At 64.2% G+C, this 16,577-nt stretch carries 12 protein-coding genes; 6 read left to right on the top strand and 6 right to left on the bottom strand.

Going from position 1 to position 16,577, the window contains the following annotated elements:
- Positions 1-71: 71 nt before the first annotated feature.
- The 4 genes from H3H45_RS18850 to H3H45_RS18865 all read right to left on the bottom strand — a co-directional run bounded on the left by H3H45_RS18850 (position 72) and on the right by H3H45_RS18865 (position 4,609).
- Positions 72-1,385, bottom strand: coding sequence for an NAD(P)/FAD-dependent oxidoreductase (locus H3H45_RS18850; protein ID WP_182835234.1), 1,314 nt, complete (start codon positions 1,383-1,385; stop codon positions 72-74).
- Positions 1,386-1,943: 558 nt separating this feature from the next.
- The gene (locus tag H3H45_RS18855; protein ID WP_328822418.1) at positions 1,944-2,885 is read right to left on the bottom strand and encodes a hypothetical protein; all 942 of its coding nucleotides are present in this window, start codon (positions 2,883-2,885) and stop codon (positions 1,944-1,946) included.
- A gap of 237 nt (positions 2,886-3,122) precedes the next feature.
- Complete coding sequence (locus H3H45_RS18860; RefSeq protein WP_182835236.1) at positions 3,123-3,518, bottom strand: hypothetical protein; 396 nt, start codon at positions 3,516-3,518, stop codon at positions 3,123-3,125.
- A gap of 11 nt (positions 3,519-3,529) precedes the next feature.
- Entirely contained in the window at positions 3,530-4,609 is a 1,080-nt protein-coding gene (locus H3H45_RS18865) for an alkene reductase (protein WP_182835237.1), read from the bottom strand.
- 124 nt (positions 4,610-4,733) lie between these two features.
- Between H3H45_RS18865 and H3H45_RS18870 the strand changes: the two genes are divergently transcribed.
- From H3H45_RS18870 to katG, 4 genes are all read left to right on the top strand, one after another.
- Positions 4,734-5,606, top strand: coding sequence for a LysR family transcriptional regulator (locus tag H3H45_RS18870; protein WP_182835238.1), 873 nt, complete (start codon positions 4,734-4,736; stop codon positions 5,604-5,606).
- A gap of 325 nt (positions 5,607-5,931) precedes the next feature.
- Positions 5,932-8,217, top strand: coding sequence for a heavy metal translocating P-type ATPase (locus H3H45_RS18875; protein ID WP_182835239.1), 2,286 nt, complete (start codon positions 5,932-5,934; stop codon positions 8,215-8,217).
- Positions 8,218-8,440: 223 nt separating this feature from the next.
- Positions 8,441-10,222: a sensor domain-containing diguanylate cyclase gene (locus H3H45_RS18880; protein ID WP_182835240.1), complete on the top strand. Its 1,782-nt coding sequence runs from the start codon at positions 8,441-8,443 to the stop codon at positions 10,220-10,222.
- 294 nt (positions 10,223-10,516) lie between these two features.
- Entirely contained in the window at positions 10,517-12,724 is a 2,208-nt protein-coding gene (gene katG / locus H3H45_RS18885) for a catalase/peroxidase HPI (protein WP_182835241.1), read from the top strand.
- Between the two features lie 165 nt (positions 12,725-12,889).
- Here katG and H3H45_RS18890 read toward each other — a convergent pair whose 3' ends face one another.
- Entirely contained in the window at positions 12,890-13,855 is a 966-nt protein-coding gene (locus H3H45_RS18890; protein ID WP_182835242.1) for a DMT family transporter, read from the bottom strand.
- A gap of 78 nt (positions 13,856-13,933) precedes the next feature.
- Here H3H45_RS18890 and H3H45_RS18895 point away from each other — a divergent pair, with 78 nt between their 5' ends.
- Positions 13,934-14,860 carry a LysR family transcriptional regulator gene (locus H3H45_RS18895; RefSeq protein WP_220494357.1) on the top strand — a complete coding sequence of 309 codons (927 nt, stop codon included), beginning with the start codon at positions 13,934-13,936 and terminating at the stop codon, positions 14,858-14,860.
- Between the two features lie 13 nt (positions 14,861-14,873).
- On the opposite strand, the gene H3H45_RS18900 is transcribed toward H3H45_RS18895, so the two are convergent.
- Complete coding sequence (locus tag H3H45_RS18900) at positions 14,874-15,611, bottom strand: type 2 periplasmic-binding domain-containing protein (RefSeq protein ID WP_182835243.1); 738 nt, start codon at positions 15,609-15,611, stop codon at positions 14,874-14,876.
- A 255-nt stretch (positions 15,612-15,866) separates the two neighbouring features.
- Here H3H45_RS18900 and H3H45_RS18905 point away from each other — a divergent pair, with 255 nt between their 5' ends.
- The gene (locus H3H45_RS18905) at positions 15,867-16,520 is read left to right on the top strand and encodes a peroxiredoxin (RefSeq protein WP_182835244.1); all 654 of its coding nucleotides are present in this window, start codon (positions 15,867-15,869) and stop codon (positions 16,518-16,520) included.
- Positions 16,521-16,577: the final 57 nt, after the last annotated feature.

Raw genomic sequence — 16,577 nt, forward strand, 5'->3', positions numbered from 1 at the left:
GCGCGACTGCGCTCCGTCGAAGACGGCGGGCAATCTCCGACAGGCTTCCCACGGCAGAAAAACATTACCTCTCAGCGCAGCTTTTCCAACAGCCCGTAGTACCACATGCCCACGGCCAGCATCGGGTTGCCGAATACGTCACCGAGCGGCACCTTGATGTGCTTGCAGCTGGCGAAGGTGTCGAAGTGGCCGAGGCTGCCGGTCATCGCCTCAGCCATGATCTCGCCCATGATGTGGGTGGTGGCGATGCCGTGGCCGGAGTAACCCTGGCAGTACCAGACGTTGTCCGACAGCTTGCCCAGCTGCGGGATGCGGTTCATCACGATACCCATGGCGCAGCTCCACTGGAACTCGATGTCGACGCCCTTGAGCTGTGGGAAGGTGCGCTCGATGCAGGGGCGCAGTTCGCCGGCGATATCGCGCGAGTCGCGCCCGGAGTAATTGGCGCCGCCGCCGAACAGCAGACGACCGTCGGCGGTCATGCGGTAGTAGTCGAGCACGAAGCGGCAGTCGTACACTGCCAGGTTGTGCGGGTTGAGCTCCTGGGCCAGCTCGCCCAGCGGCTTGGTGGTGACGATGCCGCCCATGGCCGGGAAGATCTTGCCCTTGAGCTGCTTGGGCTCCAGCTTGTGGTACACGTCGCCGGCCAGCAGCACCTGCTTGGCGTCGATGCGGCCCTGGGCAGTGATCACCGCCGGATTGGCGCCGTGGACGATTTCCAGCACCTCGGAGTGTTCGAAGATCAGCGCGCCCAGGCTGGCCGCAGCCTTGGCCTCGCCGATGCACAGGTTGAGCGGGTGCAAGTGCATGTTGCGGGTGTTCTTCAGTGCGCCCAGGTACAGATCGCTGCCCAGATGGGCACGCACGCCATCGCGATCCAGCAGGGTCACTTCATCGCCCATGCCGCGGCGCTGGGCTTCGGCGTAGGTGCTTTCCAGCTCGCTCATGTGCACCGGCTTCATCGCCGCATGCAGGTGGCCGTGGCGCAGGTCGCACTGGATGCCGTACTTCTGGACCCGGCTCTTGATGATTTCGTGACCGCGCCAGCGCAGGTGCCAGATAAAGTCGTCAACTTCCTCACCGATGCTCTTGCGCATCTGCGTACGCATCGCCTCATCGCCGGACAGGCTGCCGGTGACCTGGCCGCCATTGCGCCCGGTAGCGCCCCAGCCGATCTTGTGCGACTCGACGATGGCCACCTTGAGGCCACGCTCAGCCAGCTCCACCGCACTGGCCACGCCGGTGAAGCCGCCGCCGATAATCACCACGTCGACACTGACCTGACCCTGCAGGGTCGGATAGTCGGTCTCCTCGTTGAGGGTGGCGGTGTAGTACGACTTGCAGCGCTCGGCGGCAGGGACCACGGGCTGGATGGCGGCGTTCATGCGATGTTCCTTGTTGATAGGGCGTGGAGGGCGCGAAACCCTTTCCACGGGATAGCGTGTAAGTAGCCCGAATAGAGTCCGGGGATGACCGGGGGTTGGCAGGCAATCGAATCGGCAACGGGGCTGCGGACATGGCGCAGCCGCCTGGTTCAGGATGCTGAGTACAGACCATCCGGTGGACGCGCATGGCGGCAATGCCAGAGCGCCCAGAAGGCGAGAATTTCAGGCAACCGCGCGTTGACCTGATCGGCAGCGAGCCGAGCCTCGGCCTTGAACAGGCCCAAGCGAGGTACATGGCGGCAAACACGCATTGGGGAAATCATGGACAAGGAGACTCGCATGCCGGCGAGCGTTGGTTAAATCGGATTTTTTACACATTCAGATTCAGGATTACTAAACAATCATGCCGTGTCGCTAGCAGGTTGTTGAAAAACTTAGGCGAGGTAGTCAGCGCAAGGCAGAAACAGGCGAAAAAGCGCAGTTTACGAGCTGTAAATGAGCATTTTGAGCCTGTTTTTAACGCCGCGATGGCAACGCAGGTAGTTTTTCAACAGCCTGCTAACGCGGCGGCTGGTAACGGAACGGTACCTCCAGGCCGCTCTCGATCCGCCAGGAGAGTTGGTGCACCCCGGCCAGTACGCCGTGATCGGTATTGCGCATCAACTCCTGCCATTCCGCCTCGAATGCGCTCTTGAGGTTCTGGCGTAGTTGCGCTTCGGTTTGCGGACGCTTGTTCTCACGGGCGATGGCGGTGAAGATCGCCACGCCCAAGGACAGCGTGGTGCCGGCCACCCGCCCGACCATGGCGCCGACGGCGCTGGCCGCGCTGCTGGTGGTCAGCTCATCCACCAGTCGCTCACTGGTGCGCTGCGCCACCGAGGCAATGCCGGGGTCGGTCGACCAGTCGCGCAGGCCGCCGGGAGTGGCGCGAATGTGCTCGATCAGGCCGACATAGGCCGGCAGCCGTTTTAGCGGGTCGGCTTGCAGCAGTTCATGGAGCGACGCACCGGGCGCCTGGGTGATGGCGGGAACCGCCTGCAAGCGCTGCTCGAACTGCTCCTGCGGCACCGCATGGCGCTGCGCCAGGCCCTGCAGTCGCTGGTCGAGTTCCTGGACATAGAGCCGGGTACTGCGCTCCATGATCTGATCCGGATCATCCTCTTCGGCCACCGGTTCCAGCACGCGCTCCTGGTACTGCTCCTGCAGATACAGGGCCAGGCGGCTGACAGTCGGGTCCTTGTCGCCCCCCGTGCTGAGCTTGTACCAGGACACCTTCATACCCAGCCACTGCTGGGTCCAGTAGCCGGAAAACCAGGGAATGAACTCATCGTCGGTCTGCTGGTAGACCCGTTCCATCCAGTGCTGCATGGACAACAGGGCATGCTCCCTGGCCTGCTCGGCTGCGGCCTGCGATGCCGTGGCGATGTCGCGGTCGACCTGACGCCAGGTACTGGCGGAGACCGCCACCGGCGGATCGCTGGCGCAACCGGCCAGCGTCACCAGCCAGGCGACGAGCAGGGCCTGCAGCGTCGGTCTGCATAGCCGCCCAAGCGTTTGGGCACGGCTGACGACCGAGTCCCTTGCTCTGCACATACCGCGCAACCGCCTCACAGCCCGCTACGGGCCACGCATCTCATCCGGCAAGCTGCAGAACAGCTGCGCAGCCTGGCCCGCCCCCGCTCCAACGGAACGCCCAGCACGTCCGACCCTGGTGAGCTGAGTATAGGGCCGCCCCCATCAACGCGCCTTGGTCACCTGCAGCGCGATGCCCAGGGCGGTAATGCCCAATAGCACGGCCGCCAACAGCAGATTGATCGGCACACCCAGCTCGCGTAGCGCCTGGCTGGCATACACATCGGTACCGGGGATCAAGTAGGCGATGAACAGACCCGGCCAGAAACTGCCCGGCGCCAATGCCGCCGCCCATACTTGACCCTGCCTCAGTGCAGCCAGGGAAAACAGACTGACCAGAACCAGCGTGGTGAACTGCATGCCGATATGAAAACGCGCATGGCCTGGCCAGTCCGGATTGAACAGGTGAGTAGCGTTGAATACATCGGCGATGGCCACTATCGCCACAGTGGCGACAATGGCGAAACCCAGCAAACCTTTACCCAGTGCTGCACGCGTCATGGTGGCCTCCTTCACAGTGTCGGGTAGTCGATAAAGCCCGCATCCTCGCCACCATACAGGGTGGCGCGGTCGGCTTGAGCCAGTTCGGCGCCACGGGCAAAGCGCTCCGGCAAATCGGGATTGGCGACGAAGGGGGTGCCGAACGACACCAGCGCGGCCTCGCCGGCCTTGAGTGCCGCCTCGCCGCTCAGCGCGTCATAGCCACCGTTGGCGATCAGCGGACTGCGGCTCAGCGGGCCGAACGTTGCCAGTACGTCGCGCGGCCAGTGAGGGAAGTTGTCCAGCGGAAATAGCGCGCGCATCAGGTGCACATACCCGGGCTGCAGCCTATTCAATTCGCCCAGTAGGTAGCTGTAGAGCGCCAGCGGATCGCTGTCGATCATGCTGTTGAAGGGAATCACCGGCGACAGCTTGATCCCCACGCGAGTGGAGCCCCACACCTCGATCAGCGCCTGCATCACCTCCAGCACGAACCGGCTGCGCTTGGCAATGCTGCCGCCGTAATCGTCTGTACGCAGATTGGCCGAGTCCACCAGAAACTGGTTCGGCAGATAGCCGAATGCGGCATGCAACTCAACACCGTCAAACCCCGCACGCTTGGCGTTTTCAGCGGCGCGGCGGTAATCGCCGATGACGGTCTGGATTTCGCTCAGGGTCAGTACGCGCGGCACCTCGTAATCCCGCATGCCATCCAGGGTGAAATGCTGCTGTCCCTGGATCGCGACTGCCGAGGGTGCCACCGGCAACAAGCCGCCGCGCACACTGGAGTGACCGACCCGGCCGGTATGCCAGAGCTGCGCGAATATCTTGCCACCGGCCGCATGCACCGCCGCCGTCACCTGTTGCCAGGTGGCAATTTGCTTCTCGCTGTAGAGGCCGGGGGTCAGCGGACTGCCGACGGCGTCTGCCGAGATATTGATTGCCTCACTGATGATCAGCCCGGCACTGGCACGCTGGGCGTAGTAGGTGGCCGTGGACGCCCGCGGCACCCCGGCAGCATCGGCCCGTGAGCGGGTCATCGGCGCCATCACCATGTGGTTGCGCAGATCAAGATCATGCAGGCGAGCCGGGCTGAGCAGTTGAGCTGTCATGGGAAAGTCTCCAGGTTCACGCAGAGGGATATCAGGCGTGAACGGATCATCCGGCCGGGCATGTATAGGATAAAGTCACCAAATCAGAAATGATTGCTCCACCAGTGGAGCAATGGAGTGTTGTATGAAGCTGCTCAATGACATGGCCCTGTTCGTCGAAGTGATCAAGGCCAACAGCTTTCGCGGTGCCGCCGAGGCAGTCGGCATGCCCAACTCCACGGTCTCGCGGCGCATCGCCGAACTGGAGCGGCGCATCGGTCTGCGCCTGCTCAACCGCACCACGCGGCGCATCGAACTCACCGAAGGCGGTCGCCTGTACTACGAGCGCTGCCGGCGTATCGTCGACGAGGCGCGCCTGGCCCATGAAGAGCTCTCCGAGCTGGTGGAGAACCCCAGCGGGCTGATCCGCCTGTCCATGCCCATCGACTTCGGCGTGGTCTACCTGGCACCGCTGCTGGCCGAATTCGCCGAACGCTACCCGCAGATCCAGTTCGACCTGGATCTCACGCCCAAGCGCCTGGACCTGATCCGCGACCCGGTTGATCTGGTGATTCGTATCGGCACCCTGCCCGACTCGCAGTTGATTGCCCGGCCCCTTGGCACCCTGCAGCGCAGCCTCTTTGCCAGCCCGGGCTACTTGGCCCGGCATGGCATGCCGGACAGCCCGGCAGCCCTGCTGCAACACCAGTGTCTGCGCATGCTGGATGCACCCTGGGTCCTGTACGATGCCGAGCAGAAAGTGAGCCTGGCGGTACAGGGCCGCTACCTGCTGAACAACATCGGCATGCTGCGCCGCCTGGCCTTGCTCGGCCAGGGCATCGCCATGCTGGTGGACGAGATGATCGGCGAGGATCTTGCCCAAGGCCGCCTGCAGCGCGTATTGCCCGGATGGCAGGCAGAAGCCCTGCCGGTTTACGCCATTACCGAGACCCGCCTGGTGCCGGCCAAGGTGCGGGTGTTGATCGATTTCCTCAGCGAACAGTTCAACCGCGGCTGAAGGGCCCCTGCCCAGCTTCGCCAGCAGCAGCCAGGCCAGGTACTGCTGAGCAACAGCGCGGCCAACAACGCCACCGCATGCGCCGGCAGCAGCGTGGCCGCGGCAAATGCCGCGAAAAACAGACCGGGATAGACAGGCAGTTCCAGCCCGCGCGTCGGCTTAGCAAGGACAAGGGCGGCGGATGATGACGAAGAGACGCCGGCCTGGCCAGCGTCGCGCGGTACGCAAACCCGCCTACGCTATGGGCAGGCGCTCAAGCCTCCGCTGGTTCGCAATAGGGGCGTCACAGGGAGCACAATATGCGCGACGACAGGGCTGTCAGCCCATGAATAACAGTTGGCTCAACCCCGGCCTGCTGGGACTCACGATTCTGGCCTTGCTGGCTGGCGGCGTGGCGCACCTGCTCGACCATGTGCTGCTGGCCAGCCAGCTGTGGAGCGGCAGCGCCCTGCTGGTCGGCGTCCTGTTACTGGTCGAAATCATCCTGCGCTTGCTGCGCCGCGAGCTGGGCGTCGATTTGATCGCCCTGCTATCGATCCTCGGCGCGGTGCTGCTGGGGCAAGCGCTGGTGGCATCAGTCATCGCGGTCATGCTCGCCAGCGGCAGAACCCTCGAGTACTTCACCTCACAGCGTGCCGAGCGCGAGCTGAAGCGCCTGATCAACCGTGCACCACGCTTTGCCTGGCGCCTGCAAGATGGCCAACTGGTGCAGATCCCGGTCGAACAGGTCGCGCTGGGCGATCGTCTGTTGCTGCGCATGGGCGAGGTGCTGGCGGTCGATGGCGAACTGCTCAGCGCCAATGCCAGCGTCGATGAGTCCGCCCTCACCGGCGAGTCCTTGCCGGTAAGTTATGCCGCGGGTGCCACGCTGCGCAGTGGTGGAGTCAATGTCGGCGCACCGTTCGAGCTGCGCGCCAGCCACACCGCCGAGCAGAGTACCTACGCCGGTATCGTGCGCATGGCCGAGGCCGCGCGCCAGTCACGCGCGCCCTTCGTGCGCATGGCCGACCGCTATGCCCTGGCCCTGGTGCCGCTGACCCTGCTGATTGCCGGCGCGGCCTGGCTGCTCAGTGGCGACCCGATCCGCGCCCTCGCCGTGCTGGTGGTCGCCACGCCCTGCCCGCTGATCCTCGCCGTGCCGATTGCCATCATGGCCGGCATTTCCCGCTGTGCGCACCGCGGCATCCTGATCAAGGACGGGGCCACCCTGGAAGCCCTGGCCGCGGCGCAGATTCTCTTCCTCGACAAGACCGGCACCCTGACCTCCGGCCATGCGCGCATTCAGACGGTGGAAAGCGCCGGCGTGCAGAGCCAGGAACAGCTGCTGTACCTGGCTGGTTCACTGGCCCAGGCCTCACCCCACCCGATCTCGGCGGCGATCGTCCAGGCCGCGCAAAATGGCACGCGGCCTCTCGGCACGCCGCAACAGGTGCGCGAGCAACCGGGCGCGGGCCTGCAAGGCGAGGTCGATGGGCATGAGGTGCGCATTGGGGCGCTGGAGTTCGTCAGCCCCTCAGCCGCCGCCGATGCCTGGGCGCAGTCCATCCTGCGGCGCATGGACTACCAGGCCGCCGGCGGCAGCTTCATCGGTGTGGACCAGAGGCTCGCCGGCGCGGTGCTGTTTGCCGACCCCCTGCGCATGGAATCCCCCCACGCCCTGCGCCTGCTGCGCCGCGCCGGCATCCACAAGATCATCATGCTCACCGGTGACCGGGCAGAAACCGCGCAGATGATCGGCCTCGCCGCCGGCGTCGATGAAGTGCGCGCCGGGCTGGATCCGGCGGCCAAGGTCGCCGCCGTGCTGCAAGGGCGCGAACTGGGCAAGACCCTGATGGTCGGTGACGGTCTCAACGATGCTCCGGCCCTGGCCGCCGCGGACGTCGGCATTGCCCTGGGCGCCAGTGGCGCCACGGCCTCCTCCGAAGCAGCCGGAGTGGTGCTGCTGGTCGACCGCCTTGATCGCGTCGCCGAAGCCCTGCAGATCGCCCGGCGCTCGCAACGGATTGCCCGCCAGGGTGTACTGGTCGGCATGGGCCTGTCGCTGCTGGCCATGCTCCTGGCCGCCCTTGGCTACCTGCCGCCACTGGCCGGGGCGATCCTGCAAGAAGGTATCGACGTCGCCGTCATCCTCAACGCGCTGCGCGCCCTGGGCGGCGGCTTGCACAACGGGGCAGGCAAGGCGCTGGAAGGTGAGCGCATCGACCGCCTGAAGCGCGAGCATGACGACCTCGCCCAGCCACTGGAGGCGGTACGCACGCTGGCCCGGCAATTACCCAAGCAGACCACCGAACAGGCGCGCACCGCGCTGGACAGCCTGGTGCGCCTGCTCGAGGAAAAACTGGTGCCCCATGAACAGAACGACGAGGACCAGCTCTACCCCCTGCTGGCCCGGCACCTCAAGGGCGATGACCCACTGGCGGCGATGAGCCATACCCATCGCGAGATCTTCCGCCTGGTGAAACTGCTGGCGCGGATGAACGCCGACTTCTCCGCCAGCAGCACAGCGCCTTCCACGGAGGATATCCAGGCCATGCTGCAACGCCTGGACACCGTGCTGGCCCTGCATTTCGCCCAGGAAGATGAGCTTTACCACAATCTGGACAGACGGTAATGCGCAGGTAAAACAGGCAAATCACAGGGCAGATGGACAATTGTGGGGGTCAGCACCTTCAATCAACTCATGCAAACGCGATCCGCCAACACAAATGCACCATCGCAACGACGGCGTGTGCGCATGGGAATATGACGGCAGCGTGCCAGTATGGTTAGACTGCAAATCTGTATGGCCGAACCTGCTGGGCGGCGTTTTTCAATCCTGGCGAAGTAGAGTCCCGATGCAGTCATTGAGTTCTATCAGAGCGCCCGAAAGCGCCAACGATGAGCTATTCGATGGCCTGGCCCGTCTGGCCAGGCAACATGTCGGCGTGATGTCGGCGCTGGTGATTGCAGGCGCCGAAGATCGGCCACGGATACGCACCTGCGCAGGTGCTGCACTCGACAATGCTGTCAGCCTCGGCCATCTCGAGGCCCCCTGGCACTGCCCCGATGCGCTGTTCGTGGTGCCCGATGTGCAGTGCGATGAGCGCTTGCGCGATCTCGACCTGCTCGCTGTGGCACCCGATGTGCGTTTTCTGGCGGCCTGTCCACTACGGGCGCCAGCCGGCGAAGTGCTCGGCATCCTCTTTCTGCTGCACGACCAACCCCGCGAGCTGAACATGGCCCAGCAACAAGTGCTGCACGAGCTTGCCCAACTGGCGGCGCAACTACTTGCCCGCGAAGCCGCCGATGCGGATTGGCAACGGGAGCTGGATCTGCTGCGCGAGAACGAACGGCGCATGGCCCTGGCGATTACCGGCAGCGGCACCGGGATCTGGGATCGCAATGTCGCCACCGGGGAAATCCACTACTCCACCGGCTGGAAAGCCTTGCTGGGCTATGCCGAGCACGAAGTCGGCAACCGCATCGAGGAAAGTTACACGCGCGTCCATCCCGCCGACCTGAGCTATGTCCAGGCGAGCATCCAGGCACATTTCGAGCAGCACACCGAGGCCTACGAAGTCGAACACCGACTGCTGTGCCGTAACGGTAGCTACAAGTGGGTCTGCAGCCGCGGCAAGGTAGTCGAGCGTGATGCTGCCGGCCAGCCATTGCGCATGATAGGCACCACCACGGACATCAGCGCCATGCGCCTCCTGTCGGAACAGGTGCAGCAGACCGCCGACCTGATGACCGATCTGACCAACGAAATTCCCGGCATGGCCTTCCAGTACCAGCGCCAGGCGGACGGCAGGTCTTTCTTTACCTATGCCAGCAGCGGGGTACGCACGATCTATGGCCTCAGCGCAGAACAATTGCTGGCAAACCCGGACCTGCTGCTCGAGATCATTCATCCGGATGACCGGGCCTTCTACCTCTCCTCCCTCACCATCTCCGCCACCAACCTGACGCCCTGGCACCTGGAGTACCGGGTGCAGTTGCCGCAGCAAGGCACCTTCTGGCGCCAGGGCGATGCCTGCCCCAGGCGCCTGGAGGACGGCAGTGTGCTGTGGCATGGCTTCATTGCCGATATCACCGAGCACAAGCTGATCGAAGCCGAGCTGCAGGAGTTCGCCACCACGGACTTCCTGACCCAGCTGTGCAACCGCCGCAGTTTCATGCTGCAACTCGAAACCGAGCTGTCCCGGGTGCAGCGCACCGCCGGGCACTGCGCGACGCTGCTGATGTTCGACCTTGACCACTTCAAGGACATCAATGATCGCTGGGGCCACTTCGTCGGTGACCAGGCGCTGCGCCATTTCGCGGCGATCCTCAGCGCACAGCTGCGCAAGACCGATGCCGCCGGACGCATGGGAGGCGAAGAGTTCGCCGTGCTGCTCAGCGATACCGATATCGTTCAGGCCATGAGTTTCGGTGAACGTATTCGCAGCGAGCTGGAGAGCAGCCCCCTGCTTCACGCTGGTGAACAGATCCCCCTGGCGGTCAGCGTCGGCATTGCTGCCATTCACGCCGGCGACCTGACACCCGAAGCCGCGCTGTCGCGCAGTGACATAGCGCTGTACCGCGCCAAACGCAGCGGCCGCAATCGCATCGAGTGCCACTCGGAAGCAGCGCACTAAAAGCGCAGTCTAGGATTTCCCCATAAACCCATACGATCACTGCGCTACGCACGGCGCAGGAAGCTGGGTGCAAACCCGGACGGCCCGATGCCGGGTTGATCGCGACGGGCATCCCTCATGAACAGGCCCTGAGCCACAGACCTGCAATTCCTTGCGCAAATCCTGACTCTCGCCCATGAGTTTCATATTCCCTGACTACTATCAGTTCCATACCCAAAACCTATTTGATCGCTTGGGGTGCAGGGTCAAGACTCATCCGGGTAGTTAGGTGCAAACAACAAAAGGAATGAATTCATGTCGAACGAAGCAAAGTGCCCATTCTCGGGCGGTGCTGGCAGCCCCACCGTCGCTGGCGCCCAGTCGAATGCCAACTGGTGGCCTAACCAACTCAACCTGAAGATCCTGCACCAGCACTCCTCGCTGTCCGACCCGATGGATGCGGACTTCAACTACGCCGAGGAATTCAAGACCCTCGACCTGGACGCCGTGGTCAAAGACCTCACCGCCCTGATGACCGACTCCCAGGACTGGTGGCCGGCCGACTGGGGCCACTACGGCGGCCTGATGATCCGCATGGCCTGGCACGCTGCCGGCACCTACCGCATCGCCGACGGCCGCGGTGGCGCCGGCACCGGCAACCAGCGCTTCGCCCCGCTGAACAGCTGGCCGGACAACGGCAACCTGGACAAGGCCCGGCGCTTGCTATGGCCGGTCAAGCAGAAGTACGGACGCAAACTCTCCTGGGCCGACCTGTTCGTCCTCGCCGGTAACGTCGCGCTGGAGTCCATGGGCTTCAAGACCTTCGGTTTTGGCGGCGGGCGCAGCGACATCTGGGCGCCGGAAGAAGACGTCAACTGGGGTGCCGAGACCGAATGGCTTGCCACCAGCGACAAACCCAACAGCCGCTACTCCGGTGATCGCCAGCTGGCCAACCCGCTGGCCGCGGTGCAGATGGGCCTGATCTACGTCAACCCCGAAGGCCCGGACGGCAACCCTGACCCAGTGGCCTCTGGTCGCGACGTGCGCGAAACCTTCGCGCGCATGGCCATGAACGACGAAGAAACCGTGGCGCTGGTCGCCGGCGGCCACACTTTCGGCAAGGCCCACGGCGCTGGTGACCCCACCCTGGTCGGCCCCGAGCCGGAAGCGGCGGGCATCGAGGAACAGGGCTTTGGCTGGATCAACAAGCTGGGCAGCGGCAAGGGCGTGCACACCACCACCAGCGGTATCGAAGGCGCGTGGAAACCCAACCCGACAAAATGGGACATGGGCTACTTCGACATGCTCTTCGGCTACGAGTGGGAGCTGACCAAGAGCCCCGCCGGCGCTCACCAGTGGGTGGCCAAGGACGTCAAGCCGGAACACATGATTCCCGACGCCCACGACCCGTCGAAGAAACACCCGCCGATGATGACCACTGCAGACATGTCGCTGCGCATGGACCCGGCCTACGAGAAGATCTCGCGGCGCTTCCACCAGAACCCGCAGGAGTTCGCCGACGCCTTCGCCCGGGCCTGGTTCAAGCTGACGCACCGCGACATGGGCCCGCGCGCCCGCTACCTGGGCAAGTTGGTGCCCCAGGAAGTGCTGATCTGGCAGGACCCGGTTCCCGCCGTCGATCATGCGCTGGTCGATGCGCAGGACATCGCCGCCCTGAAGGCCAAGATCCTTGCCAGCGGCCTGTCCATCGCCCAGCTGGTCAGCACCGCCTGGGCCTCGGCCTCCACCTTCCGCGGCAGCGACAAGCGCGGCGGGGCCAACGGCGCACGCATTCGCCTGGCGCCACAGAAGGACTGGCCCGCCAACCAGCCGGCACAGCTGGCCAAAGTTCTAGCGGCGCTAGAAAGCGTGCAGAAGGACTTCAATGCCTCGGCAGCCGGCGGCAAGAAAGTCTCGCTGGCCGACCTGATCGTGCTGGGCGGCTGCGCAGCCGTCGAAGCCGCCGCGAAGAAGGCCGGGGTCAACGTCACGGTGCCCTTCTCACCGGGCCGTACGGACGCCACCCAGGAGCAGACCGACGTCGAGTCGTTCGCTGTGTTGGAGCCAAAGGCTGATGGCTTCCGCAACTATGCCCAGCCAGGGCTGGAAGCGGTGGCGGCCGAGTTGCTGATCGACAAGGCACAGTTGCTGGGCCTGACCGCCCCGCAAATGACCGTGCTGATCGGCGGCCTGCGCGCCCTCAACGCCAACGTCGGTCAAGCCCAGCATGGCGTGTTCACCAAGCGCCCGGAAACCCTGAGCAACGACTTCTTCGTCAACCTGCTCGACATGCGCACCAAGTGGCAGAAGTCGGCCACCGCGGGCGTGCTGGAAGGGCGTGATCGCAAGAGTGGTGATCTGCAGTGGACCGGCACGGTGGTCGACCTGGTCTTCGGTTCGAACTCGCAGTTGCGCGCGCTCGCCGAGGTCTATGCCACCAGCGATGCACAGGCGAAGTTCGTCAATGACTTCGTCGCCGCCTGGGACAAGGTGATGAACCTCGACCGCTTCGACCTGGCGTGATGCTGTACGCCAGGCCTTGACCGGCCTGGCATACCTGGCCAAGACCTGATCCGGGGCAATCCCGGGCCAGGTCGCGGCTGTACCAGACCGCAGCGTTTGTGCGGCGTCAGCCCACTGCCCATCCCTCTATGCTTTTGCCGCTGCGCGTCGCTACTGCCAACGCGCTTACGACAGCGAAGTTGCCTGTGGCTTGCTCTGCTCCTCGGCAGCAACTTCTTCCCGCCTGAACCAGCGCCGTTGGCTGACCAGCAGCACCCCCGCCAGCACCAGGCCGGCCCCTAGCAGTTGCGCCAGGGAAACCGGTTCACGCAATAACAGCCAACCGAAGAAGATCGTCAGGATCGGCCCCAGCGTGCCGATCAGCACCGTGCGCGCCGCACCGATGCGATGGATCGCCGCCGATTGCCAGAACACCGGCAATATCGTGGAGAAGATCGCCATCGCCGCTGCATAGGCATACACCGGCACAGGCTGGTTAAGCGCGGCAAGCGGCTGGCTGGCGACGAAGTGCAGCTGCGTGGCCAGGGTCGAGACGATAATCGCCAGGGCGGCAAAGCGGATGCTGCCCAGCCGTCGGATAGCCACCTCGGCGCCAGAGCTGTACAGCGCGTAGGACAGCGCCGAGGCGAAGACGAAGGCGCTGCCGATCAGCACCGCACGGATGTCACCGGCCACGTCGAGATCATGCGCAAACGCCAGGCCAATGCCGGCATAGGACAGCAGCAGGGCCGCCACCTGGCGCTTCTCCAGACGCTTGCCCAGCGCCAGGACGCCAATCAGCACGGTAATGGTCGGGTAGATGAACAGGATCAGGCGTTCGAGCGCCGCAGAGATGTACTGCAGGCCGACGAAGTCGAGGATGCTCGCCCCGTAATAGCCCAGCAGGCCGAGCGCCAGCAACAGCACGTAATCCTTGCGCGTCAGCGGCGTGGCAGCGCGGCACAGCCACAACACCGCCCAGAGGGCGATCGGCAAGGCAAAGGTCATGCGCAGCGTCAGCAGCGTGACCGCGTCGACGGGCGCGGCGGCATAGGCCAGCTTGACGAAAATCGCCTTGAAGGAAAAACCAAAGGCGGCCAGCACGGCCAACACGATACCCAGGCGTTCGGCAGACCAGATGTTCCAGGGCATGGCTGATTGAGTCCTGCAGAGTTTTATCCAGGCGAATGATCACGAGAATGGAATCCAGGTTAAATTGGGTTCTGCACAATGCATCGTTCGGATTTAACCAACGCCATGCACTATGACCTGACCGACCTGCGCCTCTTCGTGGCGATTGCCGAAGCCCGCAACCTGACCCGTGGCGCCGAGCGCGTGCACCTGGCAGCCTCTTCGGCCAGCCATCGCATGCGCCTGCTGGAACAGTCGATCGGCACGCCCCTATTGGTTCGCGAGCCGCGCGGGGTAAGCCTGACCCGCGCCGGTGATGCGCTACTGCGCCATGCGCGTCAGGTGTTCGCCCAGCTCGAGCAGATGCATGCCGACCTCACGCCCTACGCCAAAGGGGTGCGCGGGCATGTCAGCCTGTGGGCCAACACCCACGCTACCCATGCGTTCCTGCCGGACAGCCTGGCGGCCTTCTTGAAACGCCATCCGCAGGTGAGCATTTCCCTGGAGGAACACACAAGCCCGGAAGTGGTCATGGCCGTAGCGCGCGGCGAAGTGGAAGTCGGCGTGGTCGCCGAATCGATAGAAGGCGCGGAAGTCGAACTGCTGCCCTACCGGGCCGACCGCCTGGTGCTGATCGCGCCCGCCGACCACCCGATTGCCCAACGCACCCGTACGCCCTTCGCCGAAGTGCTGGACTACCCCTTCGTGATGCTGCATTCCGGCTCGGCCATCCACACCTTCACCATGAACGCCGCAGCCGCACTGGGCCGGCACCTCGAAGTGCGCATCCAGGTGCGCAGCTTCGAGGCGGTGTGCCGCATGGTCAGCGCCGGGGTTGGCCTGGGCCTGGTACCGCGCAGCGCCGTGGCCGATGGCCCGCCCCGCGAGCCGCTGGCGGTCATCGAACTGGAAGAGTCCTGGGCCCAGCGCGACCTGAAAGTCTGCGTACGCAAACGCGAGCAACTGTCACGCTTTGCCGCCGACCTGGTGGCCTGCCTGACCGGCAGCGAGGCGGAGCTGCCTTAGCCACACCGCCCCCTCACTCGCGGTAATGCGCCAGCCTGGTCTGCCAGACAGGATCTTGCTCGAGCTGGGCGATCACCCGATTCAGCTCCGGCAATAACCCGGCATAACCATCGGGGACCAGTAGGTGCCGCCGGTAGCGATACAGCGGCGGCTCGGCAATAAACAACTGCTGGCGCAGCTCTGGCTGGTGCTGCACATGGAACTCCATGGTACGCACCCCGACTACCGTGGCATCAATCCAACCGCGCATAAGCCGCTCCAGATTGGCCGCCTCGCTGGCCGCATCCTCACGCCTGACCAGACCATGCCGCAGCACGGCCTTCAGCTCCGGATAGCGATGGCCACTGACCAGGCCCAGGCGGTGGCCGTCCAGGCTACTCGCCGATAACCGACTGACCTCCCCCGCGCTGCGCGAAACCAACAGGTTGGCGTCGTCGATGAATGCTTGCGTCCAGCGATGCCGCGCCGCATCGGCGAACCAGTCCGGGCTAACCCCCACCACCAGGCCATGCATCTGATCCCTGGACAACAGGTAATCCAGGCGCTTGCGCGGAATCTCACGGACGACGAAGTGATAGGCCGGCAAGCTGGCATTCAGCCGTTCGGCCAGATCGAAATACAGCCCCTGACGGTGTGCCTCATCAACGATATAGGGTGGCTTCTGCTGGTAGTTGAACAACAAGACTTGTTCGACGGCCTGTAGCGGCACCCAACAGCCCAGCCACAGCAAGCCAAACAGCCATGTTTTCAAACGTGCTCCCCTGCATGCCAGGCATGCATTGCTCCATCGTTGCCTTCACTCTAGAGCATCCTGAGTCGGCACCTGCATTAGTTCTGCCCAGGCAAGACGCGCTAGCTGAGGAAATCCGTCAATCCCCGCATAAGTACAGGCACAGCGCCTCATGGGCGATCCTTTGCGAACACGGCGACCCGGACTTGGACGCCGGGATTCGTACTAAGCTGAGCCAGGACTACAACGCCTCACACTGCTCTGGAGGGAATCATCATGGCCTTGCGCATCAATGACCTCGTACCGGATTTCACCGCCGATACCGATCAGGGTCCCATCAGCTTCCACGACTGGATCGGCTCCGGCTGGGCCATTCTGTTTTCCCACCCGAAAGACTTCACCCCGGTGTGCACCACTGAATTCGGCGCGGTCGCCCAGTTGGCGAGCGAGTGGGCGAAGCGTGGTACCCGGGTGATCGGCGTGTCAGTGGATGGAGTGGATGCGCACAAGCGATGGAAAGGGGATATCGAAGGCTTCTGTGGCACCACCGCGGGGTTCCCGATCATCGCTGATGAGGGCTTGGTCGTGTCCAAGGCGTTCGACATGCTGCCCGCCGAAGCCTACCTACCCGACGGCCGTACCGCCGCCGACACTGCCACCGTACGCTCCGTGTTTATCATCGGCCCGGACAAGAAGCTCAAGCTGTCCATGACCTACCCCATGTCGGTCGGGCGCAACTTTGCCGAAGTTTTACGCGCGCTGGATGCCTTGCAGCTGACCTACAACGTGCCGCTGGCCACCCCTGCCAACTGGGCCGTGGGCCAGGATGTCATCGTCGCCCTCGCCCTCAATGACGAGCAGGCCCGCGAGAAGTACGGCAGTATCGACATCAAGCTGCCTTACCTGCGTACCACCCCGGCGCCGAAGTAAGGCAGCAGAAAACGCCGGAGCAAGCCCTTGGGCCATCGCGAATGCCTGATGCCGCGC

Source organism: Aquipseudomonas guryensis, assembly GCF_014164785.1.
Lineage (GTDB): Bacteria > Pseudomonadota > Gammaproteobacteria > Pseudomonadales > Pseudomonadaceae > Aquipseudomonas > Aquipseudomonas guryensis.